This window comes from Mongoliimonas terrestris, from assembly GCF_001927285.1.
Taxonomy (GTDB): domain Bacteria; phylum Pseudomonadota; class Alphaproteobacteria; order Rhizobiales; family Pleomorphomonadaceae; genus Chthonobacter; species Chthonobacter terrestris.
Genome location: NZ_MSIG01000012.1, coordinates 40,058 through 55,604 on the forward strand (window position 1 = coordinate 40,058; position 15,547 = coordinate 55,604).

A 15,547-nucleotide genomic window follows, 5' to 3' on the forward strand; every position below is an offset into this window, starting at 1 on the left:
ATGGGCGGCGCCAGGGCGACGCCGCGTGTGGATCAGGCGGCGCGGAACCGCGCCTTGGGATTCAGCCAGAGCATGGCGAGGTCGACGGCGATGTTGATGACGACGATCACCACGGCGAACATCATGACGATGGCCTGGGTGGTGAAGACGTCACCGCTGCCGATGGAGGCGACGAGGAGCGCGCCGAGGCCGGGGAAGCCGAACAGGAAATCCACCACCACGACGCCGGAGACGGCGTAGACGAGGTTCACCCCGATCACGCTCATCAGCGGCAGGGCGGCGTTGCGGAACGCGTGGTCCCAGCTCACCTGCCGCTCGGAAAGGCCGCGCAGACGCGCCGCGTCCACATAGGGCGAGGCGAAGGCCTCGATCGCCGAGGCGCGCGCCACCCGGGCGATGTGCGGCATCAGGAGGAGCCCAATGGTGGCGGCCGGCAGCACGAAGGTCATCGCCCGCGCCCAGGCGTCGCCGAACGAGAAGGCCATGCCGGCCTGGGTCGGGAACCAGCCGAGCCAAACGACGAAGACGAGGTAGAGCGCGATGCCGATGAGGAATTCCGGCATGGAGGCGATCACCAGGAGCCCGGTGACGACCCGAAAGTCCGCCTTGCTGCCGGCCCGGAGCGCCAGCTGCACGCCGATCACGATGCCGGCGGCGACGCCGAACAGGGAGCCGAGGGCCGCGAGTGTGAGGCTGCGGTTGAGCCGGGTCAGCACGTCGTTCGAGACCGGGCGGCCGGTGACGATGGAATGGCCGAAGTCGCCGATCGCGAAGCGGGAGATCCAGTCCACGTAGCGGACGGCGACCGGCGCATCGAGCCCGTTCTTGGCGACGAAATCGGCGATCTGGGCGGCGGAGACCTCGCGGCCGAGCACGCTGCGCGCCACGTCCTCCGGAGCCTTCAGGTTCATCAGCCCGAAGGTCACCATGGAGATCACGATCAGCGTCACCACGTTGGCGCCGAGGCGTGTGGCGATCGGCTTCAAAAGGCGCAGGCTCACGGGCCGTCCCCTCCGGGTCGCGCGCTTGTCGGTGCGCGGGCGGCCCACCCGTCCTGGCGGCCTCGACCATGGAGAGGACGATAGGTCGGGGCGGCGGCTCCCGACCATCGGCAATGAACTGAGCACTGTTCGGCCGCCCGCTGCCGCCGCCAGGGGCTCGGATGGCTATTTTAGCGCCAATGCGTGATCGATCCCGCGGCCTTGGCGGTTCGCGGACGACCCGCCGGCCACCTGCGGCCCCGACGCCGTCGTCAGCCGTTCAGCAGCGCCTTCTCCAGCATCATGTGGATGCCTTTGACGCCGTTCACGGTCTGGGTGACCCGAAGGTCGCCGGCGAGGCTGCAGAGCATGTAGGCGTCCTCGCGGCTGAGGCTGGTCCGCTCGGTGATGAGGGCGATCATGTCCCGGAGCGCGATCTTCGCGCAGGCATCAAGGCTGGCGTCGAGGCCCATGGTGATGAAGTGGGTGGGCGTCTCGGCGCGCGGGTGGGCGAGCGTCATGTCGTGCCGCACCACGAACTGGAAGGTGCCGGTCAGCGCCGTCTCGATGGCGGTGATGTTCACCTCCCCGTCGCCTTGCGCCCCGTGGCCGTCGCCGCAGGAAAACAGCGCGCCTTCCGTGAAGACCGGCAGGTAGAGCGTTGTGCCGGCGACCAGTTCCTTGCAGTCCAGGTTGCCGCCGTAGGGCTGCGGCGGCGCCGACGAGATGGCGCCCCAGGCCGGCGGCGGCGCGACGCCCATCACCCCGAAGAAGGGTCGGAGCGGCAGCTTCAGGCCCCAGGGCAAGGTGCCGGTCATGGTCTCCGCATCGAGCGGAATGAGCGTGAAGGTGATCCGGTCGAAGTCATGCGGCAAGGTGCCGGCGGTCGGCAGGATCAGGTTGAAGCCCCAGTCCTGGAAGAGCGTCACGTCGAGGATCCGCACCTCCAGCACCGACCCGGGCGTCGCCCCCTCCACAAAAACCGGCCCGGTGAGAATGTGCGGGCCGATCTTCTGCGGAACGTGCGCATGCACCTCCAGCACCTCCGGCGGGATGCGGAAGCCCTGCCCGCGGGGCAGGTACTGGGGCGCGCCCGTGACCGTGTCGATGGTCACCGTGGCGCCATCCGGCACCCTGAGCACGGGCGCAAGCCCCCCGTCGAAGTGGCCCCAGTGGCAGGTCTTCGCACCGGCGGAAAGATGAAAATCGGTCATGGGGGCTTTCGGCGAAATGGTCGGACTGACGGGCGCGGGCCGGCGACACCGCTGCCGCCAGCCGATGCAAGTCCGATGCCGGTTCGCTGACGCGGCCGCGCAAGAGCGCTTTCCGACCGGACGGAATCGTCAGGTCGACAAGAAATCGCTCCAGATACGGAGGCCTGGGGCAATCTCTCATCGATCAGGTCGTGCAACCTGATCGGAGGATGCTCTAGGTCGCGCCGCCCACCGGGACCGCGACGACCTCGCCGTCCTCCTTGGTGAAAGTCTCCGGCGGATTGTCCAGCAGGTCGAGGACCCGCTCGGACGGCCGGCAGAGACGGACGCCCTTGTCCGACACCACGATCGGGCGGTTGATCAGGATCGGGTGCTCCATCATGGCGTCGACGAGGGCCTCGTCGCTCAACGTGGGGTCCGCCAGACCGAGATCGGCGAAGGGCGTGCCCTTCTCGCGCAGCAGCGCGCGCGGCGTCAGTCCCATGCGGGCGATCAGGTCGACGAGCGTGTCCCGGCTCGGCGGGGTCTTCAGATACTCGATGACCACCGGTTCCTCGCCGCTGGCGCGGATCATCGCCAGCGTGTTGCGGGACGTGCCGCAGGCGGGGTTGTGGTAGATGGTGACGGTCAAGGGGTTCACTCCGCTGGGGTGGCAACCGGAATGGTCGTGGATTTCGGGGTCGCCAACAGCCAGCCTATCAGCCCGGCGGCGAGGAAGGCTCCGGCGAACTCGGCGAGGACGAACCCCGGAAGGTCGGCGGGACGGATGCCGGAAAAGGTGTCCGTCAGGCTGCGCGCGATGGCCACGGCCGGGTTCGCGAAGGACGTGGAGGCGGTGAACCAGTAGGCCGCCGTGATCGTCAGGCCGACGAGCACCGGAATCGCATCCGGCCGGAACCGGAGCCCCGCCAGGATGACGGTCACCAGGGTGAAGGTGGCCACGACCTCGGCGAACCATTGGGCGGCTCCCGTTCGGACGGTCGGGGAGACGGCGAGGACGGCGTGCTCGAACATCACATGGGCGACGACCGTGCCGGCGATGCCGCCGGCCACCTGAGCCGCCGCATAGGCAAGCCCCTCCGCCGCCGCCAGATCGCGCCGCGCCACGAACACCGCTGTGACGGCGGGATTGAAGTGCGCCCCGGAGATCGGCCCGAGGATGGTGATGAGGACCACCAGGATGGCGCCCGTCGGGATCGTGTTGCCGAGGAGCGCCAGGGCGACATCCTCGGTCAGGCGATCGGCCATGATGCCGGACCCGACCACCGTCGCGACGAGGATGGCGGTTCCGAGCGCCTCGGCGACCAGACGGCGACGAAGATCCGGACGGGCGGTCACGGAGCCGTCTCGGCCGTGCGGCCGATGTCGTCCAGCTTCTTCTGGAGCGACAGGCGGTCGAGGCTCGACACCGGCAGGCTGGTGAAGATGCCGATCCGGGTGTTGAGCTGGCGATAGGCGTCCGCGAAGGCGAGCGCCTTCTCGCTCTCGCTGCCTTCGACGGCGGCCGGGTCCGGAATGCCCCAGTGGGCCGTCATCGGCTGGCCGGGCCACACCGGACAGGTCTCCGCCGCCGCGTTGTCGCAGACGGTGAACACGAAGTGCATCTGCGGGGCGCCTTCCTCGGCGAACTCGTCCCAGTTCTTCGACCGCGCGAAGCTGGTGTCGTAGCCCGTCTGCTGCAGCAGGCGGATGGCGAACGGGTTGACCTCGCCCTTCGGCTGGCTCCCCGCGGAGAAGGCCCGGAAGCGGCCTTGACCGACCCTGTTGAGAATGGCCTCGGCCAGGATCGAGCGGGCCGAGTTGCCCGTGCAGAGGAAGAGAACGTTGAATTTGCCTTCGGACATCGGGCGCTCCTTCAGCAACCGCAGTCTGAGGTTGGCGGCGGGACGAGCCCGGCGCACACCTCCGGATGCCCACCGCAGCAGTCGGCGGTGAGAAACGTGATCAGGTCCCGCACGCGGTCGATCCGGACCGCATAGCGGATGTTGCGGCCTTCCCGCCGCGCGGTGACGAGGCCCGCCCGCTCCAGCGTGGCGAGATGAAAAGACATGGCCGTCGGCGCCACGGCGAGTTCGGCGGCGATCTCACCGGACGGCAAGCCGTCCGGACCGGTTCGGATCAGCAACCGGAAGGCGTCGAGGCGGACCTGATGCCCGAGGGCGATGAAGGCGGGAACGGCCTGGATGTCACTGAGCATGCGATACTGCAAACATCCTTGCAGTGTCACAGTCAAGGCCCCCTGCGGACGGTCGCTTTCCGTTTCGAGCAATGCGTTGGTGCGCGGCGGCGGCAGGCCGGCGGCCGCCGCACCCGCGCGTGGGCCAGCCGGTCAAGTCTGGCGCCAGCCTATGCGCCACCAGGTCCGCCAACCGATAGCGTCGCCGTCCCGTAGCGGCCGGATCGGGGACTGCCCTCAGTCGACACCGGCGCAAACGAATGTCTCTTTGTGAATTCTTCGAACTCGCGCGTGGCCCCTTCGATGCGTTCTGGCCGAACAATCCTGATCCTGGCGTTCGTCATCGCCGCAACGGCTACGACGGTGCTCGGCGCGCGCCTGGTGGCGTCCACCCTCTACTGGTCCCGTCACCAGGACGCCCCGATCGAAACGTGGATGACGGTCGGCATGGTGTCGCGGTCGTACGACGTTCCGCGGTCCGTCGTCGCCGAGGCGGTCGGCGTTCCGGACGGCACGGGTGACCGACGGCCGCTGGCGGAGATCGCGTCCGGCCAGGGCATCGCACCCGACGATCTGATCGCTCGCGTCAACGCCGCGATCGCCGACCATCGGGCGGCGGACGCGAAAAGGACCGGGAGCGAGCCATGATCGACCAGCTCATGGCGGCGGTCGGCGCCTGGGGGGCGCCCGCCCTCTCGGTCATCCTGGCGATCAACTGCCTCGGCCTGCCGTTCCCGACGTCGCTCCTGCTCCTGGCGGTCGGCGCGATCGCCGCCGACGGCGGGCTCTCGGCCACATCCGTTCTGGCCTGGGGCATCGGCGGCGCGGTGGCGGGCGATCAGGCGGGCTACTGGGCCGGCCGTGTGGGCGGACGCGGCGCGATCCGCGCGGTCTCGGCGCGGTTCCATCTCGGTGCGGCGCTCGCCCGGGCCGAGGCGGTCTCCGAACGCTGGGGCGCGGTCGGCGTCTTCCTCACCCGCTGGCTGCTGAGCCCGGTCGGCCCCTACGTGAACCTCGTCGCCGGCGTCGGGCGCATGCCCTGGACGCTCTTCACCGTCTGGGGCCTCCTCGGCGAAGTTATCTGGGTGGCCCTCTACACCGGCCTCGGCTATGCCTTCGCCGACAGCATCCCCGCCGCCGCGGACCTCCTCGGCACCGCGACCTGGTTCCTCCTCGCCGCCGCCGCAACCGCCGCCCTCGGCTGGACGCTGCTCCGCCACCGCCCCAGACACGCCGACGCCCACTCGCCAGGCGCGCCGCGGCCGTAAGCCGATGCGATCACACAGCCGCCTCAGAGGCGGTGGGTTTCCGACGGATGGTTGTGTGGTTTGGAGAATTTGGTGGGCGCGACAGGGATCGAACCTGTGACCCGCTGATTAAGAGTCAGCTGCTCTACCGACTGAGCTACGCGCCCGTCCAGGGCCGGCGGCGAGGCGCCGTCCCGTTGGGATGGCGGGCTTATAGCCGGGGGCGCGGCGGGCCGCAACCCCCTTCTTGCACGGAACCGTCATTTTCGGGCTAGACGCCTGAACAAAAACGATTTTCTCGCCCGTCAGCAGCCCCTCAGACCGCCACGGCCTGAGGGTTCACCCGGCCGCGGTTGCCGCCGAGCTTGTTGACGGCGGCCACATAGGCCTTGGCGGAGGCCACCAGCGTGTCGGTGTCGGCGGCGCGGCCGGTGACCTGGCGGCCGTGCTCCTCCAGCCGCACGGCCACGTCGGCCTGGGCGTCGGTGCCCTCCGTGACGGCGCTCACCTGGTAGAGGCGCAGCGTCGCCTCGTGGGGCACGATGGCCTTGATGGCGTTGAAGGTGGCGTCCACCGGGCCGTCGCCGTTGGCCATCTTGGTCACGTGGCTGCCGCCCACGTCGAGCGTGATGGTGGCGGTCTGCGGGCCCGCCGTGCCGGCGATCACCGTGAGGGCGATCACCTTGATGCCCTCGCCGGCCGCCTGCAGCTCGTCGGAGACCAGCGCCTCGATGTCCTCGTCGAACACCTGCTTCTTCTTGTCGGCGAGGTCCTTGAAGCGCCGGAAGGCGTCCTCGATGGCGTTGTCGCCGAGGGTGAAGCCCAGGTCCTTCAGCTTCTCCTTGAAGGCGTGCCGGCCCGAGTGCTTGCCCATGACGAGCGAGGTGGACTTCACGCCCACGTCCTCCGGCCGCATGATCTCGTAGGTCTCCGCGTTCTTCAGCATGCCGTCCTGATGGATGCCGCTCTCGTGGGCGAAGGCGTTCTGGCCGACGATCGCCTTGTTGTACTGCACCGGGAAGGCGGAAGCGCTGGAGACCAGCTTGGAGGCCTTCACCAGCATCTGCGACTTCACGCCCGTCACGAAGGGCAGCACGTCGCCGCGGGTGCGGATGGCCATCACCACCTCCTCCAGCGCCGCGTTGCCGGCCCGCTCGCCGAGGCCGTTGATGGTGCACTCGATCTGCCGGGCGCCAGCGCGGATGCCGGCCAGCGAATTGGCGACCGCCATGCCGAGGTCGTCGTGGCAGTGGGTGGAGAACACCGCCTTGTCGGCGTTCGGCACCCGGTCGAGCAGCATGCGGATCAGGGCGTAGTATTCCTCCGGCACGGAATAGCCCACCGTGTCCGGGATGTTGATGGTGGTGGCACCGGCCTTGATCGCCGCCTCCACGCAGCGGCAGAGGAAGTCGTGCTCGGTGCGCGAGCCGTCCTCGGCGGACCATTCCACGTCGTCGGTCCACTGGCGGGCGCGGGTGACCGAGCTGATCACCTTCTCGTACACCGCCTCCGGCTCCAGCTGCAGCTTGTACTTCATGTGGAGCGGCGAGGTGGAGATGAAGGTGTGGATGCGCTTGGCATGGGCGTGGCGCAGCGCCTCGCCGGCCCGGTCGATGTCGTTGGCCGACGCGCGGGCGAGGCCGCACACCACGGCGCGCTTCAGGCGCTTGGCGATCTCCGACACGGCCTCGAAGTCGCCGTTGGAGGCGATCGGAAAGCCCGCCTCGATCACGTCCACGCCCATCTCGTCCAGGAGCTCGGCCACCTGCAGCTTCTCGTCGAGGGTCATCGACGCGCCAGGGGACTGCTCGCCGTCCCGCAGCGTCGTGTCGAAGATCACGATGCGGTCCTTGGGCGAGGCGGCGGCTACGGTATCGGTCATCTCGGTCGTCCTTCGGAAGCATGTCGAACCCGGAGCCGGCCACCCGTTCAGGGCTTGGCGCTGCGGCATCGGCGGGCGAACAGGTGTCGTCCCGGGAGGGATCCCCTCCCCTTGTGGCGCATCGTCCCCTGAGAGCCCGGCCCGTGACAAGGCCAGCCGACGCTCAGGGGCGGCTAAGGAGAAGCGGGAGCGGAAGAAGGCCGGAGAGCGAACGGACGAGCGACGACGCCATGGCGTCGGCTTCGGCCGGCAGGGTGTGCCGTCCGGCGGTCGATGCGATCGGATGAGCCGCGATCGTCATGGGGACCAGTCTCGTCTCGTGCAGCTAGCCGCCATCGCGGGCGGGCGCCGGTTCGTCAGGTGGGTTTCATGCCCCATCGGGCCGGCGAATGCAAGGCGTCGGCGCGGCGGACGGTCGCGCCGCGGGCGATTTCCTGGAACACGCGCGCCGGTCCGGCGGTTCTCACCCCGAGCGGAAGCGGAACCGCCGCCGCCACCACGGGGACACGGGGATCAGACCATGCTGAAGTGGGCCATCATCTTTCTCGTCATCTCGCTGGTCGCCGGCGCGCTCGGCTTCAGCGGCATCTCCTCGGCGGCCGGCCGGATCGCCAAGATCCTGTTCGCGGTCTTCCTGGCGATCTTCGTCATTCTGCTGATCCTGGCGATCACCGCCGGCGAGATCATCTTCTGACCGGCGCCAGCGTCAGATCAGCAGTTCGCCGCGGGCCACAAGCACCGCCTCGCCGCTGATGCGGCCGCCGTGCAGGCGGCCCTTCTCCACCACCAGCTCCAGCTCGATCCGGCTCGGGCGGCCCATGGCGTAGCCCTGCTCGATCACCACGGTCTTCTCGCCGTCCGGGGCGCCGTCGAAGCGCATCAGGACGCCGGCGAAGCAGGCGGCGGCGGAGCCGGTGGCCGGGTCCTCGCCGATGCCGAGGTCGGGCGCGAACATGCGGGCGTGGAAGTCGCCGTCCTGGTGCACGCACTCGCGGGTGTAGGTGAAGACATTCACGCCCTCGCCGCCGAAGCCGCCGAGCCAGTGACGGGGCTCCAGGCGGATGTCGTCAAGCGACGCCCGGTCGCGGATCGGCACGAACACGAACGGATTGCCGACCGAGAACACCGTCGGCACGTGGTTCTCAAAGCCGATGTCCTGGCGGTTGAGCCCGAGCGCGGAGGCGGCGAGGCCCACGTCGCCGCGGAAGGGGTGTTCCTCCGGCAGCTTCGGCACGTCGAACATGGCCCGGCCGACCTTGCCGGGCGAGAGCACGACGCCGCAGCGCACGATCCCGATGTTCTCCTCCAGCACCACCATGGCCTCGGTGGTGCGGCTGATCTCGCCCATGCGCTCGGCGGCAAGCAGCACGGCCGTTCCGACGGTCGGATGGCCGGCGAAGGGCAGCTCGACTCCCGGGGTGAAGATGCGGACCTTGGCGGTCAGCCCTGGCCGCGGCGGCGGCAGCACGAACACCGTCTCGGAAAGGTTGAACTCCCGGGCGATCGCCTGCATGGCGTCGGTGTCGAGGCCTTCGCAGTCGAGCACCACCGCCAGCGGATTGCCGGCGAGCGCACGGTTGGTGAAGACGTCCAGAATTGCGTATCGGCGCGCCAAGCGTGTCATCCTCGGGTCGATCGGCCCGCCGGTCGGACAGGCCCCTCCGTGCGAACGATAGGACAGATCGGCCTCTCGGAGCTACCATCGAATGCCGCAGCCGTCGAACGCGGTTGCCGAGCCGTCACCGGTCGTCGGCACGAACGGCCGGACGGCACCCGGCGCAACCATGACCTGGCTCCCGCAAGGCCGGTCGATGGGAACGGACGCGGCGGCAGCGGAATTTTCGTCCCGAAGCGCGCGTTTGCCACAGGTCCGCCGTCGATCGGGTGGAGGCTTGCGGCCGACGGATGCGCGGGACACCCTCGGCATCCGGCCTCGGCGCGGCATGCGCGGCGGACGACAACCGGCGATGGCCGTCACGCCGGGCGGACCGCGAATCGGGCGGACGGCAGATTTGGGAGGACACCATGCAGCGCCTGAAGACCTTCGCGGCGGCCGTCATGATCGTCGTCACGGCGGCGACCGGCACGCTCGCCACCGCGACGCCCGCCGATGCCCGCGACCGGCATCGCCATCACCGGGGCGACGTGGCGGCCGGTGCCGCACTCGGCCTCCTCGGCGGCGTCATCCTCGGCGGAGCCCTGGCGGGGCCGCGCTACAGCTACGGCGCGCCGGCCTATGGCTACGGCCCGGTCTACGCCCCGCCGCCGGTCTACTACCGCCGTGCACCGCGCTATCTGCCGCCGCCGGTCTATGCGGTGCCCCGCCACTATGGCGAGCGGCGCGTCTACCGCTCGCCGCGCTACGTGGAGCGGCGCTACGGCGCCCGCTCGGCCCACGTGGACTGGTGCCATTCCCGCTACCGGTCCTATCGGGCCGCCGACAACAGCTGGGTCGACTACAGCGGCCGCATCCGCAACTGCCGCTCGCCCTACGGCTCCTGATCCGCGCGGCGACGGACGGCCGTTTCAGCCGCCGAGCACGTGGCGGGCGTGGAGGTGCGCGTAGCCGGGCGACGCGTCGGTGAGCTCCGACGCGGCGCGCACCACCACGAGCCCGTCGAGTTCGGGCTCGGTCTCCCGGGCCGAATGCGCCGTGATCCGCTCCACCAGCGCGTCGGCCGGTTCGGCGAAGCGGAAGATGCGGCCGACCGACACGCGCGGCCCGTCGAACGCCACCAGCATACCGGCGACCGTCGCCTCGGCGGCGCCAAGGCCGGTCTCCTCGGCCAGTTCCTTCTCGATGGAGCCGACGAGGTTCACCCGTCCGTCGGCCGTCACGTCGCCCGGCTCCAGGTTGCCGCCGGGGGGATAGATCTTGCCGGCGTTCGCCGTGTGGCGCCCCATCAGCCCGTAGATGAGCGCCCCGTCGGACGACAGAATCAGCGCCGAGCCGAAGAGGTTGCGGATGCCGAACTCCGGAAAGCCCCAGTCCCGCCACGCCAGATAGTCCGCGAAGGCGCCTTCCTGCGCGGTGCCGGTCAGCACGCCGTCGACGACTGTCAGCCCGCCCTCGCGCACCGGCGCCACCGCGGCCAGCACCCGGCCGTTCCAGAGCCGTGGGTTCTCGGCCAGCACCTTTGCCCAATAGGCGTCGATCCGCGGCCGTGCCTCGGGCGGGATCGCCCAGGCGCCGGGCACCACGGTGACATGGACATCGGTGATGGGACGGATCATCGCGGGCGGCCTCGGCGGCAACGGGAAAGCGGCGGGCAGCGAGGCTCGGCGCGGGATCCGCCAGCGATCCCGCACTGCACACAAGCTGTCAAGCGACGGCGGACGGCGCGGCGCGTCGGTCCGCTGCCAAGATGAATGCATTTCCTGTGATGTTCCCGCCCCGGACGATGGGCGCCCCCTCGCCTTCCTGCCGACCAAGGCGCACTGTTTCGCAAGGCGAATCAGGGGAATGCGCGATGGCCACGTGGACGTCCGGCTACGTTGCGGAGATCAGTTACACCCAGGGCTTCTATCGCGAACTGGCACCGACGCTGCTCCGGTTCGTGGCCCTCTCCAAGGCGATGCGGGCGCGCGGTGCCGATGAGCCCCTCTCCTATTGCGAGCTCGGCTGCGGCCAGGGCTTCTCGGTCAACGTGCTGGCGGCGGCCAATCCGCACATCACCTTCCACGCCACCGACTTCAACCCGACCCATGTGGCCGGCGCGCGCGCGCTGGCGGCCGCGGCCGGCACGGAGAACCTCACCGTCTACGACGACGCTTTCGCCGAACTCCTCGTCCGCGACAGCCTGCCGTCGTTCGACATCATCGCTCTCCACGGCATCTGGTCGTGGATCAGCGACGAGAACCGGCGCGTCATCGCGGCCTTCATCAAGGCGCACCTGAAGGTCGGCGGCCTCGTCTACATCTCCTACAACGCCCTTCCCGGATGGGCATCCGGCATGCCGCTTCGGCGCCTGCTCGTCGACCACGCCGGCGCCGCCACCGGGCCGATCGACAAGCGGATCGACGCCGCCCTCGCCTTCTCCGAGCGGATCCGGGGCGCGAACTCCGCCTATTTCCGGGCCAATCCCGGCGTCGGCGACCGGCTCGACCGGATGAAGAACGCCAGCCGCAACTATCTCGCCCACGAGCACCTCAACAAGGACTGGCAGCCCTTCTACCACGCCGACGTGGCGGCCGACCTCGACGAGGCCAAGCTCACCTTCGTGGGCTCCACGTCCGTGCTCGACCACGTGGACAACATCAGCCTCAGCCAGCCCCAGCGCGACCTCCTGGCGGACGTCTCGCACCCGGCGCTCCGCGAGACCGTGCGCGACTTCCTGATCAACCAGCAGTTCCGCCGCGACATGTTCCAGAAGGGACCGGTCGCCCTGTCGCCGCTCGACCTGCAGGACGACTGGGCCGACCAGCGCTTCGCCCTCACGGTGCGCCGGGCCGACGTCAACATGCAGGTGGACGGCACCGCCGGCCGGATGGGGCTCCTGCCGGAGGTCTACGGCCCGATCCTCGACGCCTTCGCGGACGGCCCGCGCACCGTCCGCCAGATCGCCAACGACCCGGCGATCGCCGGCCTCGGCTGGTCGCGCCTGCGGCAGGCGATCACCGTCCTCATCGGCAGTGACCAGATGCATCCCTGCCTGCCCGAAGCCGGCGACGCGGTGCGCGCCGTCCGCACCCGGGCGTTCAACCGCGCCGTCATGCTGAAGGCCCGAACGAGCGCCGAACTCACCCACCTCGCCTCGCCCGTCATCGGCAGCGGCGTGCCGGTCGACCGCTTCGGCCAGCTCTTCCTCCTCGCCGAGGCGGAGAACGCGCCCGACCCCGTGCGCTTCGCCGCCGCCACCCTGGAGGCGCTCGGCCAGCGCGTGGTGAAGGAAGGCCGCCGGCTGGAGGACCCGGAGGAGCATATCGCGGAATTCCGCGCCCAGTTCGAGACCTTCAACACCCGCCGTCGCCCGCTGCTCGCCCAGCTCGGCATCGCCTGACGGGCAGCAGTCCGCCCCTGGCGCGCGCCGCCGCCCTCTTGCCTCCCCGGGTTCCCGCGCCTAAACCACCGGCCGACCCATCACCGCCGGAGCCGCCATGCGCCAGTACCAGGTTGAGATCCGCGCCGACCGCGAGGAATCCGAGCGCATCGCCCGTCTGCTCGACGGCGCACTGGAGGACGAAGGCGCGCCCGTCTCCTGGTTCGAGACCCCGGACGGCTGGGCGGTGAACGCCTGGATCTTCGGCGACGATGCGGAGAGCGTGCGCGAGCGGGTGCTCGACATCCTCGGCGCGGACGGGTTCGGCGCTCCGGTCAGCGTCATCGAAACCCCCGACGAAGACTGGGTGAAGCTGTCGCTCGAAGGCCTGAAACCGGTGGTGGCCGGCCGCTTCGTCGTCCACGGCGCCCACGACCGGAAGAAGCTCCCCGCCGGCCTGATCGGCCTGGAGATCGAGGCGGCCCAGGCTTTCGGCACCGGCCATCACCCCACGACCTGGGGCTGCCTCGTCGCCCTCTCCCGGCTCTTGCCGACCTACCGCTTCCCGCGGGTCCTCGACCTCGGCACCGGCACAGGCGTCCTTGCCATCGCGGTCGCCCGGATGACCCGCCGCCCGGTCATCGCCAGCGACATCGACCCGATCTCGGTGTCGACCGCCGCCGAGAACGCCCGCCTCAACGGCGTGCCGTCGCTCGTGACCGCCGTGACCGCCGCCGGCCTCGACCATGCGGCGCTCCGCGGCACCTTCGACCTCGTGGTCGCCAACATCCTCGCCGACCCGCTGAAGGCCCTTGCCCCGAAGGTGTTCGCCCACACCGCGCCCGGCGCCGTCGTGGTGCTCTCCGGCATCCTCTCCACCCAGGCCCCCGCCGTCCTCGCCACCTACCGGTCCGCCGGCTTCACCCGGCTCTTCACCGTGCCGAAGGAAGGCTGGACGACGCTGGTGCTGGAGCGTCGGGGCTGACGGGCCCTGGTACGGGAAAGCGCGCGCGCCTTGACGCCCCGCCCGTCTGACCGTCACATCCTCCCTTCGCACCCGCCCGGAGCCCGGCCCATGTTCCAGACCTTCGACACCCTGAGCGATCCGTCCACCGGTCCGGCGCGGCTGGCGCTGCTGCGCGCGGAACTCGTCCGGCGGGGGCTCGATGGCTTCCTGGTGCCGCTCGCCGACGAACACCAGGGCGAATACATCCCCGCCGCGGCCCGGCGGCTCGCCTGGCTCACCGGCTTCACCGGGTCGGCGGGGCTCGCCGTGGTCATGACGGACGAGGCGGCCATTTTCGTCGACGGCCGCTACACGGTGCAGGTGCGCGCCCAGGTGGACACCGGCGTCTTCACGCCCCGGCACCTGATGGACGAGCCGCCGTCCGCCTTCCTGAAGGCCACCGTGAAACCAGGCAACCGGATCGGCTTCGACCCCTGGCTGCACACCGCCGCCGAGGTCGAGCGGCTGGAGAAGGCGCTCGCCGGCACCGGCGCCACCCTGGAGCCGGTCGACGGCAACCCCGTGGACGCGGTGTGGGAGGATCGCCCGGCACCGCCGCTCGGCGCGGTCACGCTCTTTCCCGACGCCATCGCGGGCGATAGCCGCGACGCCAAGATCGCCCGGATCGCGGCGGCCGTCACCGAGGCCGGCACCGATGCCGCGGTGCTCACCCAGCCGGACTCCATCGCCTGGCTCCTCAACATCCGCGGCGCCGACGTGCCGCACACGCCGCTGCCGCTCTCCTTCGCCCTGGTGCCGAAGGAGGGCAAGCCGTCGCTCTTCATCGACGGGCGCAAGCTCTCCAACGAGGTTCGCCACACGCTCGCCGACGCGGCGGAGCTCTTCGAGCCGATCGCCTTCGAGGCGGCGCTCGAGAAGCTTGGCCGGGCGAACGCCCGCGTGCTCGTCGACCGCGCCACCGCCGCCGCCCGCATCGCCACGCTCCTCGCGTCGACCGGCGGCACGGTCGTGGACGGGCGCGATCCGGTGGTGCTGCCGAAGGCGCGCAAGAGCGCCGCCGAACTGGCCGCCACCCGCGGCGCCCACAAGCGCGACGCGGTCGCCTTCACCCGCTTCCTCGCCTGGTTCGACCGGGAGGCGCCGAAGGGCGGGCTCGACGAGATCGCGGCCGCCAAGGCGCTGGAGGCCTTTCGCGCCGAAACGGGCGCGCTGAAGGACATCTCCTTCGAGACCATCTCGGGCGCCGGCCCCAACGCCGCCCTCCCACACTACCGCGTCTCCACCGCCACCAACCGGCCGATCCGCACCGGCGAGATCTATCTGGTGGACAGCGGCGCCCAGTACGAGGACGGCACCACGGACATCACCCGCACCCTGGTGGTCGGCGTGCCGACCGCCGAGATGCGGGACCGGAACACCCGCGTGCTCAAGGGCCACATCCGCATCGCCCGGGCGCGCTTTCCGAAGGGCACCACCGGCGCGCATCTGGACATCCTCGCCCGCCAGGCGCTCTGGGACGCCGGCCTCGATTTCGACCACGGCACCGGCCACGGCGTCGGCGTCTACCTCTCGGTGCACGAAGGGCCGCAGCGCATCTCCAAGACCGGGGGCGTGCCACTGGAGCCGGGCATGATTCTTTCCAACGAACCGGGCTTCTACAAGGAAGGCGCGTTCGGCATCCGAATCGAGAACCTGATCGTCGTCACCGAGCCGACCGCGATCGACGGCGGCGACCGGCCCATGATGGCGTTCGAGACCATCACCTTCGCGCCAATCGACCGGCGGCTGATCGAGCCCGCCCTCCTCAGCCCCGAAGAGCGCGCCTGGCTCGACGCCTACCACGCGGACGTGCGGGCGGTGGTGGCGCCGCACCTGTCCGGCGACGATCTCGCCTTCCTCACGGCCGCCACCGAGCCGCTCTGAGCGCCTCCAATCCGTCCCCATCCTCGCACGGCAACGGAGCCTTGGCGCCGCCAAGACGCGGCGGACTCATGGCAATACAACCAAGGATCGACGCGTAAGATTCGGTAACAAACCTTGATTGGCAGTGGCGTAACCGGCGTGGTTTAAGGCCGTTGTGAGTTCATGGGCCTCGCATGGGG

At 70.2% G+C, this 15,547-nt stretch carries 17 protein-coding genes and 1 tRNA gene; 7 read left to right on the forward strand and 11 right to left on the reverse strand.

The genetic code is table 11. The annotated features are described in order from the left end of the window. Positions 1-32: 32 nt before the first annotated feature. The 6 genes from BUQ68_RS16585 to BUQ68_RS16610 all read right to left on the reverse strand — a co-directional run bounded on the left by BUQ68_RS16585 (position 33) and on the right by BUQ68_RS16610 (position 4,391). Entirely contained in the window at positions 33-1,001 is a 969-nt protein-coding gene (locus BUQ68_RS16585; protein ID WP_075217122.1) for an ABC transporter permease, read from the reverse strand. A gap of 251 nt (positions 1,002-1,252) precedes the next feature. Continuing rightward, the gene (locus tag BUQ68_RS16590) at positions 1,253-2,194 is read right to left on the reverse strand and encodes an acetamidase/formamidase family protein (RefSeq protein WP_075217123.1); all 942 of its coding nucleotides are present in this window, start codon (positions 2,192-2,194) and stop codon (positions 1,253-1,255) included. Positions 2,195-2,408: 214 nt separating this feature from the next. Next, positions 2,409-2,825 carry an arsenate reductase (glutaredoxin) gene (gene arsC / locus BUQ68_RS16595; RefSeq protein ID WP_075217124.1) on the reverse strand — a complete coding sequence of 139 codons (417 nt, stop codon included), beginning with the start codon at positions 2,823-2,825 and terminating at the stop codon, positions 2,409-2,411. Between the two features lie 5 nt (positions 2,826-2,830). Further along, positions 2,831-3,532: an aquaporin gene (locus BUQ68_RS16600; RefSeq protein ID WP_075217125.1), complete on the reverse strand. Its 702-nt coding sequence runs from the start codon at positions 3,530-3,532 to the stop codon at positions 2,831-2,833. Next, positions 3,529-4,038 carry an arsenate reductase ArsC gene (locus BUQ68_RS16605; protein WP_075217126.1) on the reverse strand — a complete coding sequence of 170 codons (510 nt, stop codon included), beginning with the start codon at positions 4,036-4,038 and terminating at the stop codon, positions 3,529-3,531. The genes BUQ68_RS16600 and BUQ68_RS16605 overlap by 4 nt, the downstream gene beginning before the upstream one ends. An 11-nt stretch (positions 4,039-4,049) precedes the next feature. Further along, positions 4,050-4,391 carry an ArsR/SmtB family transcription factor gene (locus BUQ68_RS16610; RefSeq protein WP_075217127.1) on the reverse strand — a complete coding sequence of 114 codons (342 nt, stop codon included), beginning with the start codon at positions 4,389-4,391 and terminating at the stop codon, positions 4,050-4,052. Positions 4,392-4,673: 282 nt separating this feature from the next. Here BUQ68_RS16610 and BUQ68_RS16615 point away from each other — a divergent pair, with 282 nt between their 5' ends. Together BUQ68_RS16615 and BUQ68_RS16620 are read left to right on the forward strand one after the other, a co-directional pair. Next, positions 4,674-5,018 (forward strand): hypothetical protein, encoded by a 345-nt coding sequence (locus BUQ68_RS16615; RefSeq protein WP_075217128.1) that lies wholly within the window; start codon positions 4,674-4,676, stop codon positions 5,016-5,018. Then, the gene (locus tag BUQ68_RS16620; protein WP_075217129.1) at positions 5,015-5,638 is read left to right on the forward strand and encodes a DedA family protein; all 624 of its coding nucleotides are present in this window, start codon (positions 5,015-5,017) and stop codon (positions 5,636-5,638) included. Before BUQ68_RS16615 ends, BUQ68_RS16620 begins: the two co-directional genes overlap by 4 nt. 70 nt (positions 5,639-5,708) lie before the next feature. Here the strand turns inward: BUQ68_RS16620 and BUQ68_RS16625 are convergent. From BUQ68_RS16625 to BUQ68_RS23840, 3 genes are all read right to left on the reverse strand, one after another. Next, a tRNA-Lys gene (locus BUQ68_RS16625) sits at positions 5,709-5,784 on the reverse strand. Positions 5,785-5,933: 149 nt separating this feature from the next. Beyond that, on the reverse strand, positions 5,934-7,499 hold the full coding sequence (locus BUQ68_RS16630; RefSeq protein WP_075217130.1) for a 2-isopropylmalate synthase: 1,566 nt from the start codon (positions 7,497-7,499) through the stop codon (positions 5,934-5,936). Positions 7,500-7,662: 163 nt separating this feature from the next. Next, on the reverse strand, positions 7,663-7,800 hold the full coding sequence (locus tag BUQ68_RS23840; RefSeq protein ID WP_175577832.1) for a hypothetical protein: 138 nt from the start codon (positions 7,798-7,800) through the stop codon (positions 7,663-7,665). Between the two features lie 219 nt (positions 7,801-8,019). Between BUQ68_RS23840 and BUQ68_RS16635 the strand changes: the two genes are divergently transcribed. Next, a complete protein-coding gene (locus BUQ68_RS16635) occupies positions 8,020-8,193 on the forward strand; it encodes a DUF1328 domain-containing protein (RefSeq protein WP_075217131.1) in 174 nt (57 codons plus the stop codon). Positions 8,194-8,205: 12 nt separating this feature from the next. Here BUQ68_RS16635 and BUQ68_RS16640 read toward each other — a convergent pair whose 3' ends face one another. Further along, on the reverse strand, positions 8,206-9,114 hold the full coding sequence (locus BUQ68_RS16640; protein WP_075217132.1) for a PhzF family phenazine biosynthesis protein: 909 nt from the start codon (positions 9,112-9,114) through the stop codon (positions 8,206-8,208). A 410-nt stretch (positions 9,115-9,524) separates the two neighbouring features. Between BUQ68_RS16640 and BUQ68_RS16645 the strand changes: the two genes are divergently transcribed. Next, positions 9,525-10,001 (forward strand): BA14K family protein, encoded by a 477-nt coding sequence (locus BUQ68_RS16645; protein WP_175577833.1) that lies wholly within the window; start codon positions 9,525-9,527, stop codon positions 9,999-10,001. A gap of 24 nt (positions 10,002-10,025) precedes the next feature. On the opposite strand, the gene BUQ68_RS16650 is transcribed toward BUQ68_RS16645, so the two are convergent. After that, positions 10,026-10,733 carry a hypothetical protein gene (locus BUQ68_RS16650; RefSeq protein WP_075217133.1) on the reverse strand — a complete coding sequence of 236 codons (708 nt, stop codon included), beginning with the start codon at positions 10,731-10,733 and terminating at the stop codon, positions 10,026-10,028. Between the two features lie 236 nt (positions 10,734-10,969). Between BUQ68_RS16650 and BUQ68_RS16655 the strand changes: the two genes are divergently transcribed. The 3 genes from BUQ68_RS16655 (at position 10,970) to BUQ68_RS16665 (ending at position 15,368) form a co-directional block, all read left to right on the forward strand. Beyond that, complete coding sequence (locus tag BUQ68_RS16655; RefSeq protein ID WP_075217134.1) at positions 10,970-12,499, forward strand: class I SAM-dependent methyltransferase; 1,530 nt, start codon at positions 10,970-10,972, stop codon at positions 12,497-12,499. Between the two features lie 97 nt (positions 12,500-12,596). Continuing rightward, the gene (locus BUQ68_RS16660; protein WP_075217135.1) at positions 12,597-13,463 is read left to right on the forward strand and encodes a 50S ribosomal protein L11 methyltransferase; all 867 of its coding nucleotides are present in this window, start codon (positions 12,597-12,599) and stop codon (positions 13,461-13,463) included. 90 nt (positions 13,464-13,553) lie between these two features. Beyond that, entirely contained in the window at positions 13,554-15,368 is a 1,815-nt protein-coding gene (locus tag BUQ68_RS16665; RefSeq protein WP_075217136.1) for an aminopeptidase P family protein, read from the forward strand. Positions 15,369-15,547: the final 179 nt, after the last annotated feature.